This window comes from Pseudonocardia sp. ZF1 (assembly GCF_056835605.1).
The window spans coordinates 589918-615577 of the sequence record NZ_JAJNBY010000001.1 but is presented as its reverse complement, the minus strand read 5'-3'; the positions used below and the strand labels follow the sequence as shown (position 1 = coordinate 615577).

At 71.7% G+C, this 25660-nt stretch carries 23 protein-coding genes; 12 read left to right on the top strand and 11 right to left on the bottom strand.

Annotated features, from left to right (window positions below; translation table 11 throughout):
• Positions 1 to 96: 96 nt before the first annotated feature.
• The 4 genes from ZF1_RS03100 (at position 97) to ZF1_RS03085 (ending at position 3985) form a co-directional block, all read left to right on the top strand.
• Positions 97 to 663, top strand: a complete 567-nt coding sequence (locus ZF1_RS03100) for a hypothetical protein (RefSeq protein WP_476653731.1) — start codon at positions 97 to 99, stop codon at positions 661 to 663.
• A gap of 174 nt (positions 664 to 837) precedes the next feature.
• Complete coding sequence (locus ZF1_RS03095) at positions 838 to 1926, top strand: S-(hydroxymethyl)mycothiol dehydrogenase (protein WP_476653729.1); 1089 nt, start codon at positions 838 to 840, stop codon at positions 1924 to 1926.
• Positions 1926 to 2552, top strand: coding sequence for an MBL fold metallo-hydrolase (locus tag ZF1_RS03090; RefSeq protein ID WP_346102812.1), 627 nt, complete (start codon positions 1926 to 1928; stop codon positions 2550 to 2552). The genes ZF1_RS03095 and ZF1_RS03090 overlap by 1 nt, the downstream gene beginning before the upstream one ends.
• Positions 2553 to 2839: 287 nt before the next feature.
• The gene (locus ZF1_RS03085) at positions 2840 to 3985 is read left to right on the top strand and encodes an MFS transporter (protein WP_251787230.1); all 1146 of its coding nucleotides are present in this window, start codon (positions 2840 to 2842) and stop codon (positions 3983 to 3985) included.
• Between the two features lie 43 nt (positions 3986 to 4028).
• Here the strand turns inward: ZF1_RS03085 and ZF1_RS03080 are convergent, their stop codons facing one another.
• From ZF1_RS03080 to ZF1_RS03050, 7 genes are all read right to left on the bottom strand, one after another.
• Complete coding sequence (locus ZF1_RS03080) at positions 4029 to 5042, bottom strand: iron-siderophore ABC transporter substrate-binding protein (RefSeq protein WP_482636410.1); 1014 nt, start codon at positions 5040 to 5042, stop codon at positions 4029 to 4031.
• A gap of 65 nt (positions 5043 to 5107) precedes the next feature.
• Positions 5108 to 6265 (bottom strand): amidohydrolase family protein, encoded by a 1158-nt coding sequence (locus ZF1_RS03075; protein ID WP_482636409.1) that lies wholly within the window; start codon positions 6263 to 6265, stop codon positions 5108 to 5110.
• Positions 6266 to 6349: 84 nt separating this feature from the next.
• Entirely contained in the window at positions 6350 to 8038 is a 1689-nt protein-coding gene (gene groL, locus ZF1_RS03070) for a chaperonin GroEL (RefSeq protein WP_405419720.1), read from the bottom strand.
• A 180-nt stretch (positions 8039 to 8218) separates the two neighbouring features.
• Entirely contained in the window at positions 8219 to 8578 is a 360-nt protein-coding gene (gene mimD / locus ZF1_RS03065; protein ID WP_368858477.1) for a propane 2-monooxygenase effector subunit MimD, read from the bottom strand.
• Complete coding sequence (locus ZF1_RS03060) at positions 8575 to 9783, bottom strand: ferritin family protein (protein WP_482636408.1); 1209 nt, start codon at positions 9781 to 9783, stop codon at positions 8575 to 8577. Before ZF1_RS03060 ends, mimD begins: the two co-directional genes overlap by 4 nt.
• The gene (locus ZF1_RS03055; protein WP_208824608.1) at positions 9780 to 10844 is read right to left on the bottom strand and encodes an FAD-binding oxidoreductase; all 1065 of its coding nucleotides are present in this window, start codon (positions 10842 to 10844) and stop codon (positions 9780 to 9782) included. The genes ZF1_RS03060 and ZF1_RS03055 overlap by 4 nt, the downstream gene beginning before the upstream one ends.
• Positions 10845 to 11050: 206 nt before the next feature.
• Positions 11051 to 12688 carry a ferritin family protein gene (locus ZF1_RS03050; protein WP_208824647.1) on the bottom strand — a complete coding sequence of 546 codons (1638 nt, stop codon included), beginning with the start codon at positions 12686 to 12688 and terminating at the stop codon, positions 11051 to 11053.
• 344 nt (positions 12689 to 13032) lie between these two features.
• Between ZF1_RS03050 and ZF1_RS03045 the strand changes: the two genes are divergently transcribed.
• The 6 genes from ZF1_RS03045 to ZF1_RS03020 all read left to right on the top strand — a co-directional run bounded on the left by ZF1_RS03045 (position 13033) and on the right by ZF1_RS03020 (position 17568).
• Positions 13033 to 14262, top strand: a complete 1230-nt coding sequence (locus ZF1_RS03045; protein WP_482636407.1) for a sigma-54-dependent Fis family transcriptional regulator — start codon at positions 13033 to 13035, stop codon at positions 14260 to 14262.
• A 123-nt stretch (positions 14263 to 14385) separates the two neighbouring features.
• The gene (locus ZF1_RS03040; RefSeq protein ID WP_345651138.1) at positions 14386 to 15183 is read left to right on the top strand and encodes a transposase family protein; all 798 of its coding nucleotides are present in this window, start codon (positions 14386 to 14388) and stop codon (positions 15181 to 15183) included.
• A 5-nt stretch (positions 15184 to 15188) separates the two neighbouring features.
• Positions 15189 to 15902 carry a helix-turn-helix domain-containing protein gene (locus ZF1_RS03035; protein WP_482636406.1) on the top strand — a complete coding sequence of 238 codons (714 nt, stop codon included), beginning with the start codon at positions 15189 to 15191 and terminating at the stop codon, positions 15900 to 15902.
• A 10-nt stretch (positions 15903 to 15912) separates the two neighbouring features.
• Positions 15913 to 16161 (top strand): hypothetical protein, encoded by a 249-nt coding sequence (locus ZF1_RS03030; protein ID WP_482636405.1) that lies wholly within the window; start codon positions 15913 to 15915, stop codon positions 16159 to 16161.
• 48 nt (positions 16162 to 16209) lie between these two features.
• Positions 16210 to 16437 carry a hypothetical protein gene (locus ZF1_RS03025; RefSeq protein WP_482636404.1) on the top strand — a complete coding sequence of 76 codons (228 nt, stop codon included), beginning with the start codon at positions 16210 to 16212 and terminating at the stop codon, positions 16435 to 16437.
• A 30-nt stretch (positions 16438 to 16467) separates the two neighbouring features.
• The gene (locus tag ZF1_RS03020) at positions 16468 to 17568 is read left to right on the top strand and encodes a gamma-glutamylcyclotransferase family protein (RefSeq protein WP_482636403.1); all 1101 of its coding nucleotides are present in this window, start codon (positions 16468 to 16470) and stop codon (positions 17566 to 17568) included.
• A 52-nt stretch (positions 17569 to 17620) separates the two neighbouring features.
• Here ZF1_RS03020 and ZF1_RS03015 read toward each other — a convergent pair whose 3' ends face one another.
• Positions 17621 to 18946, bottom strand: coding sequence for an MFS transporter (locus ZF1_RS03015; protein WP_482636402.1), 1326 nt, complete (start codon positions 18944 to 18946; stop codon positions 17621 to 17623).
• Positions 18947 to 19173: 227 nt separating this feature from the next.
• Here ZF1_RS03015 and ZF1_RS03010 point away from each other — a divergent pair, with 227 nt between their 5' ends.
• On the top strand, positions 19174 to 20085 hold the full coding sequence (locus ZF1_RS03010; RefSeq protein WP_073577932.1) for an ATP-binding cassette domain-containing protein: 912 nt from the start codon (positions 19174 to 19176) through the stop codon (positions 20083 to 20085).
• On the top strand, positions 20082 to 21254 hold the full coding sequence (locus ZF1_RS03005) for an ABC transporter permease (protein WP_482636401.1): 1173 nt from the start codon (positions 20082 to 20084) through the stop codon (positions 21252 to 21254). The genes ZF1_RS03010 and ZF1_RS03005 overlap by 4 nt, the downstream gene beginning before the upstream one ends.
• Here ZF1_RS03005 and ZF1_RS03000 read toward each other — a convergent pair.
• From ZF1_RS03000 to ZF1_RS02990, 3 genes are all read right to left on the bottom strand, one after another.
• Positions 21235 to 22626, bottom strand: coding sequence for a cryptochrome/photolyase family protein (locus ZF1_RS03000; protein ID WP_482636400.1), 1392 nt, complete (start codon positions 22624 to 22626; stop codon positions 21235 to 21237). The two genes, ZF1_RS03005 and ZF1_RS03000, sit on opposite strands and share 20 nt — an antisense overlap.
• A 221-nt stretch (positions 22627 to 22847) precedes the next feature.
• On the bottom strand, positions 22848 to 24158 hold the full coding sequence (locus ZF1_RS02995) for a citrate synthase (protein WP_062399893.1): 1311 nt from the start codon (positions 24156 to 24158) through the stop codon (positions 22848 to 22850).
• Between the two features lie 89 nt (positions 24159 to 24247).
• Entirely contained in the window at positions 24248 to 25642 is a 1395-nt protein-coding gene (locus tag ZF1_RS02990) for an MFS transporter (RefSeq protein ID WP_405419739.1), read from the bottom strand.
• Positions 25643 to 25660 lie beyond the last annotated feature (18 nt).

The following is a 25660-nucleotide window of genomic DNA, read 5'->3' as shown; positions in this document are numbered from 1 at the left end:
TGTCACACGTTCGACCGGTGCGTCCGATCCGTCCGGATCGGACACCTACCGACACACCACCGGGAACTCACCCGGAACGCAGGAGGACACCCGCAGATGGGTCTGCTCGACAAGCTCAAGGAGCGCCTCACCGGAGGCGCGCAGACACAGCCGCAGCAGGGCTTCGGGGGCGCGCCCCACCAGGGCTCCGGCCGGGCGCAGCAGCAGGATCCCGACCAGCAGGCGATCGAGCGCTACCGCTACATGCTCCGCACCGCCCCGCCGGAGCAGGTGGAGCAGGCACACGCGGAGGCCTTCGCGAAGCTGACCCCCGAACAGCGGCAGGCGGTGCTGACCGACGTCGGCGCTCAGGTCCCCGAGGCCGAGCGGGCGCGGTCGACCGACCCGCAGGAGCTGGCGCGGATGGCGACCCGCGCCGAGATGCGCAACCCAGGGACGATGGAGCGCTCGCTCGCCGGCGGCCGTGGCCCGGGCATGGGCGGGATGATCGCCGGGTCGCTGCTCGCGGGGGTCGCGGGTGCGTTCATCGGCACGGCGATCGCCGGCGCGATGTTCGACGACGCCGGTGCCGGTGAGGACGTGGCCGCGGCCGAGGACCCCCCGGCCGAGGACCCCGGCTTCGACGACGGCGGCATGGACATGGGTGGCGACTTCGACTTCTGAGGTCGCCCGGCCCGGCCCCGGCCCCGGCCCGCGTCCCGCGGGCCGGGGCCTTTCCGGTACAACACCTGTTGCAGGGCCGGATCCGACCTGGCACCGTCCGGACACCCATGCCAGAGTCGCCATCCGAGCATCCGTCCCGAGCGGGCGGCATCGAGGACGAGTGGAGTACGAGCAATGGCACAGCAGGTACGTGGCGTCGTGGCCCGCGCCAAGGGTGAGCCGGTCACCGTCGAGACGATCAATGTCCCCGATCCCGGTCCCGGTGAGGCCGTGGTGAAGATCCAGGCCTGCGGGGTCTGCCACACCGACCTGCACTACAAACTCGGCGGCATCAACGACGAGTTCCCCTTCCTGCTCGGCCACGAGGCCGCCGGAATCGTCGAGTCCGTCGGCGACGGCGTCACCGACGTCGCACCCGGCGACTACGTCGTCCTCAACTGGCGCGCCGTCTGCGGCCAGTGCCGGGCCTGCAAGAAGGGCAAGCCCCAGTACTGCTTCGACACCCACAACGCCACCCAGAAGATGACCCTCGAGGACGGCACCGAGCTCTCCCCCGCACTCGGGATCGGCGCGTTCATCGAGAAGACCCTCGTCCACTCCGGACAGTGCACCAAGGTCAACCCCGACGCCCCCGCCAAGGTCGCGGGCCTGCTCGGCTGCGGCGTCATGGCCGGGCTGGGCGCCGCGGTCAACACCGGCCAGATCGGCCGCGGCGACTCCATGGCCGTCATCGGCTGCGGCGGCGTCGGTGACGCCGCCATCGCCGGGGCGAAGCTCGCCGGCGCGACGACGATCATCGCCGTCGACACCGATCCGCGGAAGCTGAAGTGGGCCGAGGAGTTCGGCGCGACCCACACCGTCAACGCCAAGGAGACCGACCCGGTCGAGTTCATCCAGAGCGTGACCGACGGCAACGGCGCCGACGTCGTCATCGAGGCCGTCGGCCGCCCCGAGACCTACAAGCAGGCCTTCTACGCCCGCGACCTCGCCGGCACCGTGGTCCTGGTCGGCGTCCCGACCCCGGACCTGCAGGCACCGGAGATCCCGCTCATCGACTACTTCGGCCGCGGCGGGGCGCTGAAGTCCTCCTGGTACGGCGACTGCCTGCCCAGCCGCGACTTCCCGATGTACGTGGACCTTTTCCTGCAGGGCCGCTTCCCGCTCGACAAGTTCGTCACCGAGGAGATCGGGATCGACGGCGTCGAGCAGGCCTTCGAGAAGATGCACGCCGGTGAGGTCCTCCGCTCGGTGGTGATCCTCTGATGGCCCCGGTCGACCACGTCGTCACCTCCGGCACCTTCAACCTCGACGGCGGCTCCTTCGACGTCGACAACAACGTGTGGATCGTCGGCGACGACCGCGAGGTCATCGTCATCGACGCCGCCCACGACGCCGACGCCATCGCCGCCGCCGTCGGCGACCGCACCGTCACAGCCGTCGTGTGCACCCACGCCCACGACGACCACGTCAACCAGGCACCCGCCCTCGCCGACCGGTTCTCCGCGCCGATCCTGCTCAACCCGGCCGAGATGGTCCTCTGGGACATGACCTGGCCCGACCGCAAGCCCGACCAGGAACTCGCCGACGGCCAGGTCCTCACCGCGGGCGGGATCGACCTGCGGGTGCTGCAGACCCCCGGCCACTCGCCCGGCTCGTCCTGCCTCTACGCCCCCGAGCTCGGCATCGTCTTCACCGGCGACACCCTGTTCCAGGGCGGACCCGGCGCCACCGGACGCTCCTACTCCAGCTTCGACACGATCATCGAGTCCATCCGCACCACCCTGCTCCCGCTGCCGGCCGACACCCGGGTCCGCACCGGACACGGCGACTCCACCCGCATCGGCGACGAGGCACCCCACCTGGAGGAATGGATCCGCAACGGATCCTGACCCCCGCACACGACGCGGCCCGGCCCCTCACCCCGAGAGGCCGGGCCGCGGCCGTTCCCCCGCCGAGATGCACCCCAGCGGGCCGGGGAGATCCACACCTCCCGCTCGGCTGCATCTGGGCGACCGGACCGCCCGCGTCCGGCCCACACCGGGCAGCTCGGGCCGCTCGCGCGGGCAGGACGGAGCGTCGGCCCGGAGAACGGCGTCGGAGCCCGCCCCGGCGGACGGCCGGGTCCCGGATCCGGGGAGGGGCGGGCCGGGACCGGTGCGGTCTGACACGGTGGGGCGTGCCCCGGTCGCTGTCGTCGCTCCCGTTCCGCCTGCTCCTCGCCGCGACCGCGCTGGCGTTCGGCGGGTACGCCCTGCTCCTGCCGGTCGTGCCGCTGTGGGTGTCCCGGGGCGGCTCCGGCGAGTTCGGTGCGGGGCTGAGCACCGGCGTGCTGATGGCGGCCACCGTGGCCACCCAGCTGCTGGTGCCCGCGATGCTGCGCCGGGTCGGGCACCGTCCGGTGCTGGTCGTGGGGTCGCTGCTGCTCGGCCTCCCGACGCCGTTGCTCGCGCTGACCGCCGACCTCGGGCCCGTGCTGGCGATCTCCGCGGTCCGCGGGATCGGGTTCGGGCTGGCGACGGTCGCCGGGAGCGCGCTCGTCGCGGAGCTGGTCGAGCCCTCCGCACACGGTCGCGCGTCGGCGCGCTACGGCTACGCCGTCGGACTGCCCCAGCTGGTGTTCCTGCCGGCAGGTGTCGCGGTCGTCGACGCGCTGGGGTTCACCGGGGTGTTCCTGCTGGCGGGGATCACCCCGGTCGCCGGAGCCCTGGTGGTGGCGTTCGTGCGGGGCCCCCGGCGGGCCCCGGCACCCCGCCGCGACGACGCCGTCCCGCACCCCCGCGAGACCCGCAGGCGGCTCCCCGCCGCGCCGGTCCTGGCGATGCTGGGCTGCTCCACCGCGCAGGGCGGTGTGATCACCTTCGCCCCGCTCGTCGCCCCCGGGGCGACGGTCGCGGTGCCCGCCGCGCTGTTCGCCACCGCACTCGGCGCGCTGCTCGGCCGCGGCGTCGCGGGCACCCTCACCGACCGCAGCGGACGTCCCGGGGCACTGCTCCCGGTCGGGACGGCGTGCGCCACGGTCGGGCTGCTCGGGGTGCTCGCCGCGCCGTACGCGTCGGTCCTGCTGGTGGTGGGGGCGGCCGTCGTCGGCGCCGGGTTCGGGCTGGTGCAGAACGACGCGATGGTCGCCCTGTTCGCCGCCGCCGGGCCGCTGCACTACGGCGCGGCCAGCGCCGCCTGGAACATCGCCTACGACGCCGGGACGGGCCTGGGGGCGACCGGGCTCGGCGCGATCGCCGAGCCCTTCGGGTTCGCCGCCGCCTTCGGCACGACGGCCGCGGTGCTGCTCCTGCTCACCCCGGCCGTCCGGCGTCGTCGTGCCTGACCACCACCACGGCAACCCCCGGAACGGCGGTCGGGCCGGCGGGTCAGGTCCTCGGAATCGCCCGCTGCAGCTGGGGGACGACCGCGTCGAGTACGGACGGGAGGCTGAGCACGGTCTGCCAGGCGAAGGCCAGCTCGGTGGCCCCCTCCAGGAACACGGTGCGCCCGTCGCGCATCGCGGGCAACCGCGACAGCAGCGGGTCCCCGACGACCGTCGCCTTCCCGCCGGGGGTGAACGACAGCTGGTCCCAGACGATGAGGTCGTGGTCGAGCTCGCTCGCCTGCTCGAAGCTGAACTCGGTGTAGAACCTGCCTGGGGCCAGCTGGTCGATCCTGGGCGGCACCGTGAACCCCAGCTGGGTGAAGAACCGCGAGCGGGGGTCCTGCGAGGAGAACACGCTGATCGTGTCCGCGCTGCGGCTCGCGACGACGACCGAGCGCCCCTTCCACTGCGGGTCGGCGTCGCGTGCGGCGACGAACCTGGCCTCCAGGTCGGTGACCAGCTTCTCGGCCTCGGCCTCCTTGCCCAGCGCCCGCCCGGTCTCGCGGGTGTACTCCTGCCACGGTGCGCCGTAGTCGTCGAACCCCCGGGGCGGTCCGACGGTCGGCGCGACGGCGCTCACCACCGGATAGCTCTGGGCGTCGAGGTCGGAGTAGAGGCCGATCACCAGGTCGGGACGCTGTGCGGCGATCTTCTCCGGCTCGATGGAGGACATGTTCAGCACCGCAGGTGCCGCGCCCACCGCCTGCGCGGCCGCCCGGGCCCACGGCTGCACGACGACCTTCTCGTCGCCGTACCAGTAGCGCGCCGCCACCGGCGCCACCCCGAGCGCGAGGATCGCGTCGTGGTCGGTGTAGCCCACGGACACCACCCGCTGCGGGGCCTGCGGGATCGTCGCCGCACCGAGCTTGCCCTCGATCGTCACCGGGAACCCGGCACTCCCCGTCGCGGCACCGGTGCCGGTCTCCGACCTGCCGCCCCCGCCACACCCGGCCAGTACGGCGCCACCGGCCGCGGCCAGCGTCGTGAGAAGCATCTGCCGTCGGGTGAGTCCCATGTCCGTTCCCCTTCGCTCGTCCGGCGGAAGGATAGGACACGTTGTGAGGGTTGCCTTTCCTGCATTCAGGTGGGGCTCAACACTCCCCGGCGGCGCGGACGGACGGTGGTGCAGGCCAGGTCGAACCCGTGGACCCGTGCCGCGGTGCCGCCGAGCAGGGCGGCGCGGACGTCGTCGTCGAGTTCGGGGAACCGTCCGCGCAGCTCGTCGGGGTAGCGGAAGGTCATGAGGTCGCGGATCAGGCGCGCCGGGCGCACCAGCGGGTAGCCGCTGCCGAACATCAGCCGGTCCGGGCCGTAGGCGGCCAGCAGCTCGCCGAGCGCCTCGGCGGCGGGCACCCGGTGCCGGCGCAACGCGATCAGCAGGTCGGTGAGCAGTACGTAGACGTTGGGCAGGCGGGCCAGCCGGACCATCGACGCGGTCGGGGCGCAGGCGGCGCCGACCACGAACCGGATCTTGGGCAGGGCCGAGGCCAGCGCGGCGACCTCGGTGACGTCGACGGCACCGGCCGGCAGCGGTCCGGCGCTGCGCACCCGGACCGGGAGCGCGGACCCGGCGCGGACCGGCTCGGCCCACTCCGGCCACCGGGGCCGCGGCACGGCGTCGCCCTCGGCGACGACGCCCGCGTGCGCCCACTCCGGAGCCGCGCGCGACGGTCGCGCGGTCGGCGCGACCCCGATGTGGACCACCCCGGCGCCGGCCTGCTCGGCCCGGATCAGGGTGCGGCGCAGCCACGGCGCCCGCAGCGACAGCGCGGTCTCCGGACGACGGGCGGGCAGCACGGTCAGCGCGCGCAGACCGTCGCGGCCGACCCGGGCCCCGATGCCACGGGCGCGGGCCCGGTCGGCCGGGTCGAGCTCCCCCGCCAGCGCGAGCCGCCCGGGGTGTTCGGCGGCGAGCTCGGCGTGCCAGGCCGGTGCGGCGAACCCGAGCACGAACAGGTCCTCGAAGCCGGCCGGGACGAGCACCGCGCGGTCCACCGCGGAGAGCACGTGCGCGGCCAGCGCCTGCGGCGTGACCAGCTCGAACGCGTCCGCGGTCAGCGGGCGCGGCGACGGGTCGACCATCCGGTGGCGGTGCAGCAGGTCGGCGACGAACTGCTCCCCCGCCGGGCCCGCCTGGTTGTGCGGCCGACCGTCCCAGCCGTGCACCTGGGCGTCGACGACCGCCGGGAGACCACCACGCCCCTGGGGCGCTCCGCAGCACCGGTCCACGACGACCACCTCTCCACTGTCGCGGAGCGGCCCGGCACACGCAGCGCGTGCCGGGCCGCTCCCCACTGTTCCCCTGACCGGACGGGCCGGTACCTATCCGACCGACGGGCCGAGCCCCATCGACTGGGGCGTGCTCGAGTCCGGGCTGGGCTGCGGGATGCCCTCGTCGAGCTGGCCGAACTCGGTCATGAGCGCCTTGTTCCAGGGCGTGACCTCCTCGGCCACCAGCGAGTTGGTGGTGAGGATCAGCCCGGCGACCGAGGCGCCGTTCTGCAGGGCGGAGCGTACGACCCGCAGCGGGTCGATGATGCCCATCTCGACCATGTCCCCGAAGCGGCCCTCCAGGGCGTCGAAGCCCTCGTCGACGCCCATGGTCGTGACCTGCTTGACCACGTCGTCGCCGTCGTAGCCGGCGTTGGAGGCGATGAGGTGCACGGGCTCGGTGAGCGCGTGCCGGACGATCTCGACGCCGATCCGGTAGTCCCCGGTCACGTCCAGCTCGTCGAGGGCGGGCTCGGCGTGCAGCAGTGCCGAGCCGCCACCGGCGACGATGCCCTCGGCGACCGCGGCCCGGGTCGCCTGCAGCGAGTCGTCCACGCGGTGCCGGATCTCGCGGGCCTCGGCGTTGGTCGGCGCACCGACCGAGATGATCGCGGCCTTCCCGGAGAGCCGGGCGATGCGGTCGGAGAAGAAGTCCTCGTCGGTGCCGATCGTGGCGCGGGCCAGCTCGGCGCGCAGCTGCGACAGCCGGTACTCCAGCTTCTGCTTGTCGCCGTGCCCGCCGATGATCGTGGTGCCCTCGCTGGTGACCTGCACCTGCACGGCGCGCCCGAGGTGCTCGACGTCGATCTGCTCGAGCGAGAACGAGGAGCTCTTGGAGTGCACCTGCCCGCCGCAGAGCGCGGCCATGTCCTCCAGCAGGTGGATGCGCTTCTCACCGAAGCCGGGCGCCTTGATCGCGACGGCCTGGAAGTGCCCGTTGACGTGGTTGTGGACCAGCATCTGCAGGGCGGTGCCCTCGACGGTCTCCGCGACGATGACGAGCGGGCGCCGGTCGTTGCGCATGATCCGGTCCAGCACCGGCATGATCTGCTGGACGTCCTTGATCTTGTGGGCGGTGAACAGGATGTAGGGGTCGTCGACGATCGCCTCGAGCGTGCCGGGGTTGGTCACCATGTACGGCGAGACGTACCCGTTGTCGAACTCGAAGTCCTCGACGAAGTCCACCGAGACCCCCGGGAGCGGGGTGTCGTCGACGGTGACGACGCCGTCGTCGCCGACGGTGTGCAGCGCCTTCGCGACGACGCGGCCGATCGTGTAGTCGTCGTTGGCCGAGATGGAGGCGACGCGGGCGTAGTCCTCCTCGGTGCTGACCGGGTGCGACACCGTCTGCAGGCGTTCGACGAGCGCGTTGACCGCGATGTCGATCCCCCGCTTGACCAGCACCGGGTTGCCGCCGCGTTCGATGGCGCTCATGCCCTCGCGGACGATGGCCTGGGCGATGACGGTCGCGGTGGTGGTGCCGTCGCCGACCGTGTCGTTGGTCTTGACCGCCGCTTCCTTGACCAGCTGGGCGCCCATGTTCTCGAAGGGGTCGCGCAGGTGGATCTCGCGAGCGATCGTGACGCCGTCGTTCGTGACCTCGGGCGAGCCCGTGATCTTCTCCAGGATGACGTTGCGGCCCTTGGGGCCGAGCGTGCTCTTGACGGCTTCGGCCAGCTGGTCGACGCCAGCCTGCAGCAGATGACGGCCCTCGGCGCCGAAGCGGAGTTCCTTGGCCATGGTGGGTCCTCCCGGAGAAAGAGTCGGTCCAGGTGCGCGGGTGCGGATCAACGTGCGCAGCCGTGGCGCCGTGCGGGCGCGCTGCGCGGGTGGAGCGCACCGCCCGGGCCGTCGCAGGCCGTGGTGGGCCGGGGACGGGTCGTCGTCCCGGGCGGTGCGTTCCGGGTGAGGAGCGGGTCCTTACACCGGCTTCAGGTCGAAGTCGATGTACTCGGCGGCGTCCTCGGGATTGGCGAACATGATCGTCTTGTCGTCGAGGTGCACCATCCGCCCGTAGTGGGTGGACATGTTCTCCTCGAACTGGGCGGCGTCGAACCAGCCGTCCTCCTGGCCGGCCTCCTCGTCCATCGCCTCGTAGTCGAGTTCGAACTTGCCGGTGCCGTCGACGCGGATCATCGAGGGCAGGTGCTGCACGGTCACGTTGTCCTGACGGTCCAGGACGGTCGCGATGACCGCGCCGATCTGGTTGTTCATCAGCGTGAATCCGCACATGTTCGACGCGGTGCTGTCCTGCTTGAAGGGAGAGTCCGTGCTGGTCACTGCTTCAGCTCCTCGGGGACGTCGAGACCGAGATCGCTGCAGATCCCGGCGAACCGGTTCTTGGCGCGGTCGAGGGAGTCCTCGAACGTCGGCGGCTTGGAGTCCGACTGGGACCACATCGGCTGCATCGTCCGGGCGGCCTCCAGCGCCTGCGGCACGTAGGTCCGCAGCCAGCCACCCATGAGCTCCCGGTTGTGGTCGGCGAACTCGCGGTCCTGGGTGAGCGGCGCGAAGCAGGCGACCGACCAGCGCAGGTCGCGCTGGGCGTAGTCGAACTCGCCGGCACCCATGACCGTCGGGGTCACGTAGTCACCGTTGGTGGCGGCGGACTGCATGACCAGGTTCGACCGGAACAGCTCACCGACCAGCGGCTCGAAGACGCAGTTGGCCGCGAAGACGGCCTCGCCCCAGTCGTCCTGGACCGCGGTGAGGGCCTCGGTGAGCTTGCGGGCGCCCTGCCACTCCGGCGCGTTGTCCCACGCGTCGAGGTGGGCGGCGCCGTCGAACCCGTCGATCTCCTCCGACAGCGTCAGGTTGTAGAGCGCGAGGTCCTGGGCGAAGCGGATCTTGCGGGTGGAGTTCGCCGCGAGCGCCGTGTTGTGCATGTTGGTCGGCGCGGACCGCTCGTTGGACGCGAAGACGTAGAGGCCGAGGATGTGCTCGATGTGCATCCAGGCGCCGACGTTGCGCTCGACGAAGCGCACCCAGTTCGGGTTCCAGAGCTCGAACGCCTTCGCGTTGCGGGCGTTCTCGATGTTCTGGGTGAGCTGACGGACGACGTTCGCGTTGTACCGGAAGAGGCTCTGCTCCCACTCCTCGTTCGGGTCGCGGAACTCGTGCCAGCCGTGGGCCGGCCAGTTCTTCACGTGCATGCCGCCGCTGCCGATGCTGCGCTGCGGCTCCGGCTCGTCGACGCCCCAGGCCTTGAGCTTGGTCCAGTGCAGCGGGTAGCCGCCCTCGCCGTTGGCGAAGCCGTAGATCCAGCCCTGCGCGAGGTAGTGCCGCGGGTCCGGCTGGACCTCGACGGTGGTGTCCTCGTACAGGGTCTGCTTGCGCTTGGCGGGCGCGTAGTAGTTGTAGCGGCGCGCGTTCGAGCTCGAGTCCGGGAACTCCCGCGCCCCGGCCTCCGCGTCGGTGAAGACGGGCTTGGGAACGCTGCGCTGCGAACCGGACGACGTGTCCTGCGTGGTGGGGGACTGAGTCATTGCTGTCCGTCCTCGCCTTCTTGCTCACCGGTCGTGGTGAACTTGTCGTAGAAGATGTTGGTCTCACTCACACCCAGCTGGGTCAGCGTCGCGATCGCCGCGTCGACCATCGGCGGGGGACCGCAGACGTAGGCATCCGCTCCCTTCAGATCGGATTCGTTGCGCCTGACCACCTCTGTGATCAGGCCGGTCTCGCCGGCCCAGTCCCCGCCGTCGCCGCCGTCGACGTCGGACAGGGCGGGGACGTACCGGAAGCCGTTCAGCTGGGGCGCCAGTTCGGCGATCTCCTTCTCGAAGCAGAGATCGGCCGCGGTGCGCGCGCCGTAGTAGAAGGTGGCCCGTCGTTCGACTCCGCCCTCGGCCATCGCCCGCAGCAGGCCCAGTACCGGCGCCATGCCGGCGCCACCGCCGACGAAGACGATCGGCGAGCTGCGGTTCTGTCGGAGGGTGAAGGTGCCGAAGGGCGCCTCGACGTCGAGCCGGTCACCGGGTGCGGCCTTCTCGTCGAGCCAGGTCCCGAATAGCCCACCCGGGTAGACCTTGATGACGAACTCGTACAGGCCGTCCCGGTTGGGGGTGTTGGCCATGGAGAACGAACGGCTCTCCTCGGTCCCGGGGCAGACGAGGTCCATGTACTGCCCGGGAAAGAACTTGATCTCCGACGGCTCGACCAGCTTGACGGTCAGGTGCCGCATGTCGTGGGTGACGGCCTCGACCGACACGACCTCGACCACGCCCTTGGTGAGGGGCAGGCCGGACCGGATGATCTCCTCGTCGTAGTTGGTCAGCTCGATGACCAGGTCCTCGTAGGCATGTGCCCGGCACAGGAGGGTGTGGCCCTCCTCCTTCTCGTAGTCCGGGAGCGCGAAGGTCGAGTAGCTGTCGTACTCGATGTCCTCGCCCTCGAGCACGAAGGACTTGCAGGCCGAGCACTGGCCCTCCTTGCAGCCGTGCATGAGCTGGACGCCCTGCTCGGCCGCGGCGCGGAGGATGTTCTGGTCCTCGTCGACCTCGATCTCGATGCCGACGGGCTCGAACCGCACGACGTGTTTGTCGCCCACGAGCGCAGACCACCTCTCTTGGCGTGACGAATGGCGTGAGAAAAAAGACCAATCGGACAGATGTGGGCAGGCGTCGCCCCGGGCCCCGCCCGGCGGACGGGAGTCCCGGGGTGACCCGGCCGGGGAAGACGACCCCCCGGCCGGGCCGCGGGAAGAGGGCCCCGTCATGGCGTGACGGGAACCCCCTCCCCTCGCCTGACCCGCGCTCAGGCGTCGGTGGGCGCGGGCCGGCCTGCCGGCCCCTGGCGGTTGTAGTCGGCCACGAACGCCTCGCGCTCGGCGTCGCTCATCTCGTTGAGGATGACGTTGGGGCTGGCCAGGTGCGGCATGCGCCGCATGTGGTCCAGCGTCCACATCTTCTTCGGGTCGAGATCGAGGTGCGGCTGAGCGGTCAGCGTCTTGCCGTCGTCACGGACGAAGCCCATGTCCTGGACGACGTCGGCCCAGTTCCAGCCGTGGTAGAGCGTCTCCCACTCGCGGTGACCCACGAGCTTGCCCATGTTCGGGGTCTCGCGACCCTGGTACACGGGCCGGAAGGCCTCGGCGTCGGTCCAGCGGCAGACCTCGTGGCAGTACGTGCGCCACTGGCCGTCCACCTTGTCGACGACCATGTCCTCGCGCACCAGACACGGGACCATGCAGGTCCAGCAGCGGTGCGGGTACACGTAGTCGACGTCCTCGGCCACGATGGCGTGGTGACCGTTGGGCTTGGCGAGGCGGTTGTAGTTCTCCCACCACTTGCCGTACCGGTCGTACCAGCCCGGGTACTTGTACTCGAACCACTCGAAGTCGGTGTCGGTCATGCCGTCGATCCGCCAGTAGTTGGCGCACCAGCCGGTGGCGAAGAACTGCGCGACCTCGTGCACGTAGCCCTTGTTCCAGATCTGGTTCCAGGACTCCTCGACCAGGTCGTGCGGGATCACCAGGCCGTACTTCTCGAGCGGCAGCAGGTAGCTGCGGTAGTAGTCGTCGTAGATCCAGCGGCGCCACATCTCCGCGTAGGACTCGCGGTCCTTGCGGCGGTCCTTCGTGCCGTACTCGATGAAGGTACCGATGGCGGCGTCGACGACGCGGTGGTTGTTCCACCACGCGTAGCGCAGGTCGCGCTCGAGCAGCTGGCGGTTGTCCTCGTCCGACAGCGCCATCAGGAGCGTGGCGTAGCCGTTGGAGATGTGCCGCGACTCGTCGGACTGCACCGAGTGGAACACCGTCGGCAGCAGGTAGTCGCCGTTGGCGGCCGCCTCCGCCGGCATCGCCACGAACAGGGTGTTCGTGAACGCGGTCTCCGCGACGATGGTCAGGTAGATCGACGCGGCGGTGATGGCGTCACCGGTGATGAACCCCTCCGCGAACTGGCGGCCGATGGTGCCGCAGTAGTCCGACTGGAAGTTCCGCAGCGAGTTGTTGAAGCCCGCCGGGTCGATGTAGTTGTTCATGTACAGGCGCTTGAGGTTCTGCTGGATCGTGCTGTGCCGAACCTCGTCGATCATCTGGATCGCCTGGCCGTTGTGCAGCTCCGGGTTCGGCACCACGTGGAACAGCATCGGCATCGAGCGCGCCGCCGAGATCTCCGGCAACGGGATGATCGACAGGAAGAGCTTCTGCCACTCCAGCCAGCGCTCCTGCACCTGCCGGAACATGTTGCCGCGGATGGCACCGTCCTGGGCGCCGTAGACGCGGTGGTCCTTCTCCTCCTCCATCGGGAAGTACGAGCGCAGGACCTGCTTGAGCGGGTCCTTCTTCGCCGCCTTCTTGAAGGTGTAGTCGGTTCCGTACTTCATGTACGGCTCGTGGTACTGCGGCTCCCAGGAAAGCTCCTGGATCTTCTGGTGAGCCTTCGCCAAACTCTGCCGACTCACGTCGTCTCCTCACGGTGGTGGGTTGTGGTCGGATCAGCGGGCGAGCGCGGGTAGCCCGATGTCGTGGTCGTGCACGGAGCTCGGACGACCCGGTGACGTGGGTGGATGCCGCGGCGCCGGTGCCGTCTGTCTTCCGTGCTGCGAATCACACATGGTCCGGCAGGCATTCGAGGTCTCAATATGAGACTCTTCCGCCCCGCCACCTGTGGTGATCTTGCTCTCACGGCGCGTACCGTCGCCGTGACCACGGGATCCGGGCAGGTCACCGCTGTTGCACGCGGGTCCCCGGTGGTCGTGTCCCGAGCTCGACACAGGCGAGGAGGCCGTGTGTGAGACCCCTGCCCGACGGCGCGCAGGGCGCCACCCGGGCGGGCCGGCCGACGCCGCGCCCGCGACACGGACATGACTCCCCCGTCACCGGCTCGGCGCCCACACCCGCCACCAGGACCAGCACCAGCACCAGCGCCGCGGCCGAACGCATCGCGGCGGCCCGCGACGCGTTCCTGCACCACGAGCAGATGCGTGAGGACTCGGTCCGCCCGCCGATCCTGGCGTCCTGGATCCGGTCGCGGGACAGCGACGTCGCGCCCGACTCCATCGACCTGCCCGAGATCGGCCGCGAGACCGACAGCCCGCTGGTGCGGGCAGCCACGCCGATCGTCTCCGAGCTGTGCGACCAGTTCGCCACCGAGCCGGTCAGCCTCATCCTCTGCGACGGCGACGGTGTCGTCCTCGACCGCCGGACCGGTGACTCCGCGCTGCGTCAGCACCTGGACCGGGTGTGGCTCGTCCCCGGTTTCTCCTACGCCGAGCAGCACGTCGGCACCAACGGCATCGGCACCGCGCTGGAGGGCAGGCGCCCGACCGAGGTGTTCGGGCACGAGCACTTCGTCGAGCACCTGGAGGACCTGGCCTGTGCCGGCGCCCCGATCCGGCACCCGGTGACCGGCAAGATCCTCGGCGTCGTCGACCTGACCTGCTGGCGGAGCGAGGCCAACGCGCTGATGGTCGCCACCGCCGCGACGACGGCCCGCCGCATCGAGGAGGCGCTGCTCGCCGCGTCCGGGCGGCACGAGCTGACGCTGCTGCACGACTACCTGACCGCGGTCCAGCGCGGGGGCGACTCCGCGGTGCTCGCCGTCGGCGACGACCTCGTGATGATGAACGACCGCGCCCGCGAGCTCATCGCACCCGGTGACCAGGTCCCGCTGCTCGCCGGGGCGACCGACGCGCTGCGGGCCGGACGCAACCGCCAGCTCGTCGTCGACCTGCCGAGCGGGGCAACCGCGCGCGTGCAGTGCCGGCCGAGCTGGAACGAGGCGGGCTCGGCGGGCGGCATCCTGCAGGTGAGCCTGACCCACCGCGACACCGTCGGCCGCGGCTCCGCGACCCCGACGATCACCACCGCGCTGCCGACCGCCGTCGGCTCGGGGGCGCTGTGGACCAAGTGCGCCCAGGCGGTGGACCGGCACTTCCGCACCAACGAGTGGCTCGTGCTGCAGGGCGAGCACGGCTCCGGCCGGACCACGCTGGCCCGCGCCACCCACCACCTCCACTGAGCCTTTGCCAACCTCGTGTTCGTACTGGTCAGCGAGTGTCCGGCGTGGCGTGACCTGAGATGGGTGAAGCTCCTGGTAGACGGGCGATTGACTAGATCTGACCGCCTGACCAGGAGCTTCAAGGTGCTGTCCTACCCGTCCGGGATGACCGTGTCCAGCCGCGCCCTGCACGTGTTGTCCGACGCGCTGCGCGCACACCGCAACCAGCGCCGCACCCGGTGGCGCAAGCTCACCCCGGGCCGCCAGGCCCTGCTGGTGATCGCGCACCTGCGCAAGGGCGAGACCTACGCGGATCTGGCCTGTGGATTCGGCGTCGGGACCTCGACGGTGTACCGCTACCTGCGCGAGGCGATCAGGCTGCTCGCCGCGATGGCCCCGACCCTGGAGCAGGCGATCGAGGTCGCGATCGGGAAGGCGTTCGTGATCCTCGACGGGACCCTGCTGCGGATCGATCGGGTCGGCATGGCCGGCGGCTACGACCGCGCGTTCTACTCGGGGAAACACAAGGCCCACGGGTTGAATGTGCAGGTCATCGCCGATCCGATCGGCAGGTTGGTGTGGATCTCCCCGCCGCTGCCCGGTGCACGACACGACATGGGAGCCGCCCGCGAGCACGGGATCATCGATGCTCTGGACCAGCACCAGATCCGGGCGGCAGCCGACACCGCCTACCAGGGCGCCGGCCCGACCGTCGCGGTTCCCCAGCGCCGGCGACGCAAGGACCCCGACACCGGCCGCTACCGGCGGCTGTCGCGGGCGCAGAAGGAGGTCAACGCCGCGCACGCCCGCCGCCGCGGACCGGGCGAGCGGGCCAACGCCGAACTGAAGAACTGGAAAGTCCTCCGCAAGATCCGCTCCAGCCCGAACCGGGCCGACGAACTCATCGCCGCAGTTCAGACCCTCGTGATCGCCAACGCTTGATCAGGTTGGCAAAGGCTCACTCCCCCGCCGGGCACGTCCGTGTGCTCGACGCGGGCGACGTGGGCCCGCGCTGGCTCTCCGAGGTGTCCGACGAGCTCGACGGCGGCGGTGGGACGCTGGTGCTGCGCGAGGTCGACCGGCTCCCCCCGGCCGCCGCGGCGGCGCTCGCCGACGTGCTCGAGCCGCACCGCGAGTCGACCGACCCGGAGCGTGCGTGGGTCATCGCGACCCGCGGCAGCTCCCGGACGACCGACTCGCCCGAGCTGGCGTCGCTGCTGGACTGCTTCCCGCGCACCATCGAGGTCCCGCCGCTGCGCCACCACGTGGAGGACGTCGCCGAGCTGGTGCCGTACCTGCTCGCCCGGCTGACCCGCGGCGCCGACCTGACCTGCGCGCCGGAGGCCCTGCGGGTGCTCATGCGGCACCGGTGGCCGGGCAACGTCGAGCAGCTCTACCAGGTGCTGCGCAAGGTCGTGAGCCGTCGCCGGACCGGGGTGATCCGGCTGGAGGACCTGCCGCCGGAGACGCGGGTGCTGGCCCGGCGGGTGCTGACCCCGCTGGAGTCGATCGAGTGCGACGCCATCGTCGACGCCCTGCTCGACGCCGACGGCAACAAGGCCGAGGCCGCGCGCCGGCTCGGGATGAGCCGGGCCACGATCTACCGCAAGATCCGCGGCTACGGCATCGCGACGCCGGAGGGGGCGGGGATGTCCCGGTAGCCTGCGCGGCGTGGGTCGCCGCAGCCGGATCGTCCGCGCGTTCTCCTTCCCGGAGGGCACGCCGCCCCCGCTGCTGGTGGTGATCCTGCTGAGCAGCTCGATGGCCGGGGTGTTCGTCATCGCGATGCTGCTGCCGGACCCGGCGCCGCTGTGGCTGCGGGTGGTCATGTCCGCGCTCGCGGTGCTGGGACTGATGCTGCTGACCGCGGCGCTGCTGCGCCGGGCGGCGACGCAGGGCAGGCGCCGACACGAGGGGTGACGGCCCGTACGGACTGCGACGCCCCCGGACGGCCCCTACCGTCGGACCATGGCCCTGCTCCGACGGTTGTTCCTGATCCCCGACGGCGTCCCGGCGCCGCTGCGCGGCGCCGTCGCCGCGCTGACCGTGCTGGTCGCCGTGCTCTGGCCCCTCACGCTGCTGTCCGCCGGCACCTCGACGGCGGTGCTCGTCGTGGTGTCCGTGCTGTCGGTCCTGGCGCTGTTCGCCCTGGCGGCGGCGCTGCTGCGACGGCGCTACCCGGGCGCGCACCGCTGAGCCCCGGTCGTTGATCTACGGTCCGTGCCCATGACGGGAACGGACATCGCTGCACCGTGGCCGGACTCGGCGTTCCCCGCCGACCCCTACCCGGGCGCCCGGCCGCCGTGCTCGTTCCTGCACACCGACGGCCGCACCCACCCGCTGACGGCCGACCCGTCGGCGCCCTCGGGATGGCGGGCCGGCGGCCGCTGCCTCGACGACGTGCTCGCCGGCCTGGGCGCACCGCGGCTGGCCGGGCGGGTGCCGCTGCTGGCCTACGGCTCGAACGCCTGCCCGTCGAAGATCACCTGGATGCGCGACGCGCGCGGGCTGGGCGGGCCGGTGGTCGTGCTGCGGGTGCGCACCACGGGCCTGGCGGCGGTGTGGGCGGCCGGTCGCCGCGTCGTCGACGACCAGCGTCCGGCCACCCTGGCCGCCCTCGACGGTGCGGTGGAGGAGCACACCGTGTGGCTGGCCGCACCGGAGCAGTTCGCCGCGCTCGACACCGTCGAGGGCCGCGACGCCGACCCGCCCCGCTACCGGCTCGCCCGGGTCGCGACCGGGCGCGTGACCCTCCTCGACGGCGTCGGGGTGCTGGACCGGCCGTGGGCCTACGTCGCACCGCAGACCCCGACCGGGGACGACCGCACCGACCGCCGGCCGCTCGTGCTCGACGGCGCCCCGGTGACCTGCACCGCCCTCGACCAGGCCAGGGCCGCCGCGCAGGCCGGGACGCCCGGCCCGGACGGGCTCGACGCCGACACCGCCGAGGGGGTGCCCGTGCCGGAACACTGGCCGTCCCGGGTGTTCGTCTACGGCTCGCTGATGCCGGGTCAGCGCGCGTTCGGGCTGCTGCGCGCGCACGCCTCGGCGACGCTGCCGCAGCCGGCGGTGCTGCCGGTCGGCGGGATCGCCGACACCGGGCACGACTACCCGGCCCTCACCCTCGACACCGGCGACGGCGTGCCCGGCTGGGTCGTCGAGCTGGCCGACCCGGTGTCCGCGCTGGCGATCCTGGACGCCTACGAGGGGCCGGAGTACGCCCGGATCCGGGTGTTCGTCGAGGACGGCACCGTCTGCTGGGCCTGGGTGTGGGCGGCGGCGCGGGTCGGGCACGTGCCGCTGGCCCGGGGGTGGGCGGGGCGCTGAACGCGGACCGGGCCCGTCCCCGGTGGGGACGGGCCCGGTCGGGCGGTACGCGTCAGGAGCCGGTCTTCGCGGCCTGGCGTGCGCGGTGCTCGGCGAGCCCCGGGACGTCCCGGCCGGCGATCGACACACCCTTCGTCTCGATGAGGAAGTAGAGCGCGATCATGCCGACCACGCAGGCGCCCATCATGTAGTAGGCCGGGAACAGGACGTCGCCCGTGCCTTCGATGGCCGCCTCGTTGATCAGCGGCGCGGTGCCGCCGAACGCCGCCGTCGCCACGTTGTAGGAGATCGCCATGCCGGCGAACCGGACGTGGGTCGGGAACATCGCCGGGAACGTCGCGGAGATCGTCCCGAGCTGCAGCAGGTAGATCAGGCCGAGCACGGTGAACCCGAGGATCGCCAGCGGCAGGCTCTGCGCCATCAGCATGTACATCGGGATCGCCAGCACGAAGATGCCGACCAGTGAGATCCACCAGCACGGTTTGCGGCCGATGCGGTCCGACAGCGCACCGGCGAACGGGATCAGCAGCATCATCACGACCTGGCCGATCACGGCGACGGTGTCGGCACTCGCCGAGTCCATCGACAGCGTCGTCTGCAGGTAGGTCGGCATGTAGGTCAGCAGGGTGTAGTTGATGACGTTCAGCGCGATGACCAGTCCGAACAGCGCCAGGATCGGCTGCCAGTAGCGTACGAGGAGGTCCTTGAGCGCTCCGGTCGCGGCGGACTCGGACTCGCCGGCGGCCTCCAGGTCCCGGAACACCGGGGTGTCCTCGAGCTTGGTCCGGATGTAGAGACCGATCATGGCCAGCGGCAGGGCGATCATGAACGGGATGCGCCAGCCGTAGTCGAGCATGGCCTGCTCGCCGATCGCGGTCTCCAGGCCGAAGACGACCAGCACCGCGAGCGTGAAGCCGGCCAGGGTGCCGAACTCCAGGAAGCTGCCCCAGAAGCCGCGCTTGCGGTCCGGCGCGTACTCCGCCATGAACGTGGCGGCGCCGCCGTACTCACCGCCGGTGGAGAAGCCCTGGATGATCCGCAGCAGGAACAGGAGTGCCGGGGCGGCCCAGCCGATCGTCTCGTACGACGGGATGACGCCGATCAGGAACGTCGCGACACCCATCAGGATGATCGTCATCGACAGGACCTTCTGCCTGCCGATGCGGTCACCGAGCGGACCCCACACGAAGCCGCCGAGCGGCCGCAGGACGAACGAGATCGCGAACCCGAGCAGGGTCCCGAGATATCCCAGCTCACCCGGGAAGAACGCGTTCGTCAGTTCGACCGTCAGGTAGGCGTAGATGCCGTAGTCGAACCATTCCGTGGCGTTTCCGATCGCCGACGCGGCGACCGCCCTCCGCAGGACGGAGGGCTCCACGTCGTCCTGATCACCCTGCTGACCAGCGTCTGCCGGAGTCGATGACATTCGATAATCCCCCCACTGTCGAAATGCCGGACCGCAAGCGGAGCCGCATTTCGTTACGCGATCGACATGGTGAGCGTCTTTGCGGTGTGCGGAGCTTACAGAGCGAAAAGGGGGGCTGCCACCCACGGGTGGAGATCGATCCCCGGCCCTTCGCGACGGCCCCGTGTAGCGTCGCGACCGTGCTGGCGATCGACGGCCTGGCCAAGCGGTTCGGCCCCGCCGTCGCGCTGGACGGGGTGAGCTTCACCGTCGCCCCGGGCGAGGTGTTCGGCTTCGTCGGCGGGAATGGCGCGGGCAAGACGACGACGATGCGGATCGTGCTCGGCGTCCTCGACGCCGACGCCGGTGCGGTCACCTGGAAGGGCGGCCCGCTCGGTCCCGCGGACCGGCGCCGGATCGGCTACCTGCCCGAGGAACGCGGTCTGTACCCACGGATGCGGGTCGCCGAGCAGCTCGTCTACCTGGCCCGGCTGCACGGGCTGTCCCGGTCGGCCGCGCTCGCCGCCACCGAGACCTGGACCGACCGGGTCGGGCTCGCCGACCGCCGCGGCGACGAGGTGCAGAAGCTGTCGCTGGGGAACCAGCAGCGGGTGCAGCTGTGCGCCGCGCTGGTGCACGACCCCGACCTGCTGGTCCTCGACGAACCGTTCTCCGGGCTGGACCCGGCGGCCGTCGACACCCTGGGGGCGGTGCTGCGCGAGCGCGCCGCGGCCGGGGTGCCCGTGGTCTTCTCCTCCCACCAGCTGGAGCTGGTGGAGCGGCTGTGCGACCGGGTCGGGATCATCTCGGCGGGCCGGATGGCCGCGGTCGGGACGGTCGACGGACTGCGGGCCGGGGCCGCCGACCGTTACGACGTGACGGGCCCGCCGCCCGGCTGGGCCGACACCGTCGCCGGGGTACGGGTCGTCGGCACCGAGGGCGACCGCACCCGCGTCGAGCTGGCGCCGGGCACCGACGACCAGGCGCTGCTCGCCGCGGCGCTCGCCGCCGGACCGGTACACGCGTTCGGTCCGTACCGGCCGCCGCTGACCGAGCTGTACCGCGACGCCGTGCGCGACCGCGCCGTCCCGTCGACCGACGGTGCCCGATGAGGACGGTGCTGCTCGTCGCGCGGCGGGAGATCACCACCCAGCTGCGGTCGCGGACGTTCGTCGTCGGGATCCTGCTGATGCTGCTGGTGTTCGGCGGCTACGGCGCGGTGATCGTGTTCGCCGGGTCGCAGAACTCGTCGTCGTCGCTGGTGCTCGACGGGCCGGCCCGCGAGCTGCGCGGCGAGCTGCAGGGCACCGCGGACCGGCTGGGCACCGCGCTGCGGCTGACCGAGGCCGGGAACCGGGCCACCGCCGAGTCGATGGTCCGCACCGGCGAGGCCGACGCGATGCTCACCGGGGCACCGGGGACCTACCAGCTCGTGGGCCTCGACGACGTCGCGCCGGGGCTGCGGTCGCTGGTCGCCGACGTCGTCGAGCAGCAGGCCGTGCGCGAGTCGCTGCTCGCCGCCGGCGCCGACCCGGAGCGGGTCAGCACGCTGTCCGGGGTGGGCGTGCGCACCCTCGAACCGGTCGACACCGAGCTGGGCCAGCGGGTGGGGACCGCGTTCGTCGTGACGTTCCTGCTGTTCTTCTCGGTCACCGCCTACGGCGCGGCGGTCGCGCAGGGGGTGGTCGAGGAGAAGTCCGGACGCGTGGTGGAGCTGCTGCTCGCGACGATCCCGGCCCGGCAGCTGCTCGCCGGGAAGGTGCTCGGCCTCGGTCTGGTCGGGCTGCTGCAGCTGCTGATCCTCGGCGCGGTGGGCGCGGCCGTCGCGGTGGGCACGGGCGCGCTGGCCGTCCCGGCGCTGCTGCTGCCGACGCTGGTGTCGGCGCTGGCCTGGTACCTGGTCGGGTTCTTCCTGTTCGCGACGCTCTACGCAGCGGCGGGGGCGCTCGTGTCCCGCCAGGAGGAGCTCCAGTCGGTGACCGCGCCGATCGCCGTCGTGCTGCTCGTGCCGTTCCTGCTCGCCGTCGCCGTGCTGCCCGTGGACCCGCGCAACCCCGTCACCACGGTGCTGTCGTTCGTGCCCTACCTGTCGCAGACGCTCATGCCGGCCCGCACCGCGCTGGGGGTCACCGCGTGGTGGGAGCCGGTCGTCGCGTTCGTGCTGGCGCTGCTCGCGCTGGCCGGGATGGTGGTGCTGTCGGCCCGCGTCTACCGCAACTCGGTGCTGCGCACCGGGGCGCGGGTCCGCTGGCGGGACGCCCTCAGGACCGGGCGGCCTTGACCTGGTCGTAGCGGGCGAGCGCGTCCTCCCGCTCGGCCTTGTGGTCGACCATCGGCTCCGGGTACCCGTCCGGGATGCCGCCCTTCAGCTTCCACGGCTGGTGCACGGCCTTCCCGTCGACGTCGGCGAGCTCGGGCACCCAGCGGCGCACGTAGTCGCCGTCGGGGTCGAACCTCTCGCCCTGGGTGATCGGGTTGAAGACCCGGAAGTACGGCGACGCGTCCGTCCCCGACCCGGCCGTCCACTGCCAGCCGTGCTGGTTCGAGGCCAGGTCGCCGTCGACGAGCAGTGCCATGAAGTGCCGGGCGCCACGCCACCACGGGATGTGCAGGTCCTTGACCAGGAACGACGCGACGATCATCCGCACCCGGTTGTGCATCCAGGCCTCGCCGCGCAGCTGGCGCATCCCGGCGTCGACGATCGGGAAGCCCGTCCGGCCCTCGCACCAGCGCTCGAAGTCGGCGTCGGCGGCCTTCCCGGTGCGCAGCGGCAGGTGGTCGAAGGCCGTGTCGTAGTTCCCCCGCGCGGAGTCCGGGCGCCGGTACAGCACGTCGGCGTAGAAGTCCCGCCAGGCGATCTCGGTGCGGTAGGTCTTCACCGAGTCACCCTTCCGCTTCGCCAGGTCCGCGAGCAGCGTGCGCGGGTGGACGCAGCCGTACTTCAGGTACGGCGACATGCCCGAGGTGCCGCGCTCGGCCGGCAGGTCGCGGGCGGACCCGTAGTCCTCGACGCCCTCGTCGAGGAAGTCCTTCCAGCGGGCCAGTGCCGCGGACTCCCCCGCCTCGGGCAGCTCGGCCTCGACCGGCTCGTCGTCGGGGACCTTCACCGCGCGGGGCCCGCCGTCCTTGTCCGACGGATCCATCCAGGTGCACGTCGACGCGTCGGTGTCGGCCGGGGCGCGCCAGCCGTGGTCGGCCCAGGCGCGGCTGAACGGGGTGAACACCTTGAACGGCCCGCCGGTGCCCTTCTCCACCCGGCCGGGGGCGACGGCGTAGGGCGAGCCGGTGCGGACGAGTTCGACGTCGTCCTCGGCGAGCGCCTTCTCGACCTGCTCGTCGCGCTCGCGGCCGTAGGGGCCGTAGTCCGCCGCGACGTGCACGGTCTGCGCGCCGACGGCCTTCGCGATCCGCGGGACGACGTCGGCCGGGTCGCCCTTCACGACGAGCAGCTTCCCGCCGAGTGCCTCGTCGAGCTCGCGCAGACACCCGAAGAGGAAGTTCGCGCGGGCCGCACCGGAGGGGGTCAGCAGGGCCGGGTCCAGCACGAACAGCGCGAGCGCGCGGTCGGCGGCGTCGGCCGCGGCGAGGAACGTGGGCTGGTCGGCGACCCGGAGGTCGCGCCGGAACCAGACGACGGCAGTGCTGGGCGCCATGCCGGTCGACGCTAGCGGCGCCGCCGCCGCGCCGCCCGCCGAGCCGTCGCACCCCTCCGGTGTGCCCCCAGGGGAACTCTCGTGGCTTAGAGCGCTACGAGGGTTCCCCTGGGGGCACCGGGGCGGCGGTGCGCGAGGCGGGGCGGCGGCTCCCCGGAACGAGCGAGCGGGCCGGTCGTGGGACCGGCCCGCTCGGGGGGTGAGGCGGTGGGGCTACGCGGTCAGCGCTGCCCGACGGGCACGTACAGCCGCTCCGCAGAACCGGTGTAGAGCTGGCGCGGACGCCCGATCTTGTTCTGCGGGTCGTTCATCATCTCGCGCCAGTGCGCGATCCAGCCCGGGAGCCGGCCGAGTGCGAAGAGCACGGTGAACATCTTCACCGGGAAGCCCATCGCCCGGTAGATGACACCGGTGTAGAAGTCGACGTTCGGGTAGAGCTTGCGCTCGACGAAGTAGTCGTCGGCCAGCGCCTTCTCCTCGAGCGTCATGGCGATGTCGAGCAGCGGGTCGTTGACGCCGAGCTTCTTGAGGATCGTCTCGGCCTGCTCCTTGACGATCTTCGCGCGAGGGTCGTAGTTCTTGTAGACCCGGTGCCCGAAGCCCATCAGCTTCGCGCCCTGCTCCTTGTTCTTGACCCGGTTCACGAAGTCGTCGACGTTGCCGCCCTCGACGTCCTTGATGCGGGTCAGCATCTCCAGGACCGCCTGGTTGGCGCCGCCGTGCAGCGGGCCGAACAGCGCGTTGATGCCGGCGGAGATGGAGGCGAACAGGTTCGCCTGGCTGGAGCCGACCAGCCGCACCGTCGAGGTGGAGCAGTTCTGCTCGTGGTCGGCGTGCAGGATCAGCAGGGTGTCGAGAGCGCGGACCATGTCCGGGTCCAGCTCGTAGGGCTCGGCGGGGAACCCGAAGGTCATCCGCAGGAAGTTCTCGACGAGGCCGAGGGAGTTGTCCGGGTACAGGAACGGCTGCCCGACGGACTTCTTGTACGCGTAGGCGGCGATCGTGAAGACCTTCGCCATGAGCCGTACGGTGGAGAGCTCGACGGCCTCCTCGTCGTGCGGGTCCAGCGAGTCCTGGTAGAAGGTCGACAGCGCGCTGACCGCCGACGACAGCACCGGCATCGGGTGCGCGTCCCGCGGGAAGCCCTCGAAGAAGCGCTTCAGGTCCTCGTGCAGCAGGGTGTGCCGGCTGATCCGGTTGGTGAAGGCGTCGAGCTGCTGCTGGCTCGGCAGCTCGCCGTAGATCAGCAGGTAGCTGACCTCGAGGAACGTGGAGTTCCCGGCCAGCTGGTCGATCGGGTAGCCGCGGTAGCGGAGGATGCCGGCGTCACCGTCGATGTAGGTGATCGCGGACGAGCAGGCAGCGGTGCTGGTGAAGCCCGGGTCGAAGGTGACCAGGCCGGTCTTGCCGAGCAGCTTGCTGACGTCGACGGCCTGCGACCCCTCCGTCGGGGTGTGCACCGCGGTCTCGAACTCGCCGCCCGAGTACCGGAGTACGGCGGTGTCGGACTTGGCGGCGGTCTCGTCGGACATGTGGAGGTTCCCTCTCACAGCGGGGATCAATCGGGTCTCGGGCACACGCTAGCCCGCCGGGGCGATTCCGCAGAACGCGGCGACGATTCTCACCCTCCGTCGCGGGGTGCCCGATATCGGAGGAACTCCGGGAAGCGCCACACGCACAGCAGCACGCCGACGATCACGGCGAGGCCGCCGAGCGCCGCGGTGGGGCCGGGCCCGACGAGCGAGGCCACCGACCCGTGCCACATGTCGGCGAGCCGGGGCCCGCCCGCGACGACGACGATGAACACGCCCTGCATCCGGCCGCGCATCTCGTCGGTGGCGACGGTCTGCAGCATCGACGACCGGTAGACCGAGCTGACCAGGTCCCCGGCACCGGCGACGGCGAGCGCGAGCACCGCGAGGAACAGCGACCCGGTGAGCCCGAACACGAGCACCCCGCCGCCCCACACGCACACCGCGACGACGACCGCGACGCCCTGGCGCTGCACCTTCTGCAGCCAGCCCGAGAGCACGCCGCCGGCGACCATCCCGATCGGGATCGCGGCGTACAGCAGGCCCTGCTGGACACCACCGTCGACCGTCCCGCCGAAGGTGTCCACCGCCATCTGCGGGAACAGGACCCGGGGCATGCCCAGACCCATCGCGATCACGTCGACCAGGAACGAGACGAGCAGGATGCGCTGCGTCCCGACGTAGCGGAAGCCGTCGACGACCGAGCGCAGCCCCACCTTCGGGCGGGCGCCGTCCACCCGTTGCGCGGAGCTGGGCAGCGCGGGCAGCCGCCAGGTCGCCCACAGCGTCGCCAGCAGGAAGATCGCGTCGATCAGGTAGAGCGTCGAGAGCCCGATGAACGGGATCAGCACCCCGGCCAGCAGCGGCCCGAGCACCGCGCCGACCTGCACGACGGTCATGTTCAGCGCGTTCGCCGCGGGCAGCTGCTCGGCGGGCAGCAGCCGCGGGATGACCGCGCTGCGGGTGGGCTGGTTCATCGCGAGCATCGCCGACTGGAACGCGAACAGCACCAGCACGACCCACACGTTCCCGGCGCCGCTGGCCGACACCACCCACAGCGCCAGCGAGCTCAGCGCGATCCCGGAGCCGGTGAACAGCAGCATGACCCGGCGGTCGACGGCGTCGGCGATCGCGCCGCCCCACAGCCCGAACACCACCAGCGGGACCAGGCCGAACAGCCCCGTGAGTCCGACGTAGGCCGAGGAGCCGGTCAGCTGGAAGATCTGGATCGGCACGGCGACGACAGACAGCTGCGCGCCGATCACCGTCACGATCCCGGCCACCCACAGCCGCCGGTAGGCGGGTGTGCGCAGCGGGGTGGTGTCGGCGAAGGTCGACCGCAGCAGCCCGGTGATCCGCGACGCGCGGGTGCGGACGGTCGGGCCCTGGTCCGCGGCGGCGGGGACCGGGCGGGTCGGGGTGTCCCGTTCCGCACCGGGCACGGGCTGCGTCGGCCCCTCGCCGGGATCGTTGCGCGTGCTCACGACGTCAAGGTGTACACG

Coding starts and splice junctions, on each gene's coding strand:
- ZF1_RS03100 (WP_476653731.1), top strand. CDS start 97: ATGGGTCTGCTCGACAAGCTCAAGGAGCGCCTCACCGGAGGCGCGCAG.
- ZF1_RS03095 (WP_476653729.1), top strand. CDS start 838: ATGGCACAGCAGGTACGTGGCGTCGTGGCCCGCGCCAAGGGTGAGCCG.
- ZF1_RS03090 (WP_346102812.1), top strand. CDS start 1,926: ATGGCCCCGGTCGACCACGTCGTCACCTCCGGCACCTTCAACCTCGAC.
- ZF1_RS03080 (WP_482636410.1), bottom strand. CDS start 5,042: ATGGGACTCACCCGACGGCAGATGCTTCTCACGACGCTGGCCGCGGCC.
- groL (WP_405419720.1), bottom strand. CDS start 8,038: ATGGCCAAGGAACTCCGCTTCGGCGCCGAGGGCCGTCATCTGCTGCAG.
- ZF1_RS03060 (WP_482636408.1), bottom strand. CDS start 9,783: ATGACTCAGTCCCCCACCACGCAGGACACGTCGTCCGGTTCGCAGCGC.
- ZF1_RS03025 (WP_482636404.1), top strand. CDS start 16,210: ATGGCCCTGCTCCGACGGTTGTTCCTGATCCCCGACGGCGTCCCGGCG.
- ZF1_RS03020 (WP_482636403.1), top strand. CDS start 16,468: ATGACGGGAACGGACATCGCTGCACCGTGGCCGGACTCGGCGTTCCCC.
- ZF1_RS03005 (WP_482636401.1), top strand. CDS start 20,082: ATGAGGACGGTGCTGCTCGTCGCGCGGCGGGAGATCACCACCCAGCTG.
- ZF1_RS03000 (WP_482636400.1), bottom strand. CDS start 22,626: ATGGCGCCCAGCACTGCCGTCGTCTGGTTCCGGCGCGACCTCCGGGTC.
- ZF1_RS02995 (WP_062399893.1), bottom strand. CDS start 24,158: ATGTCCGACGAGACCGCCGCCAAGTCCGACACCGCCGTACTCCGGTAC.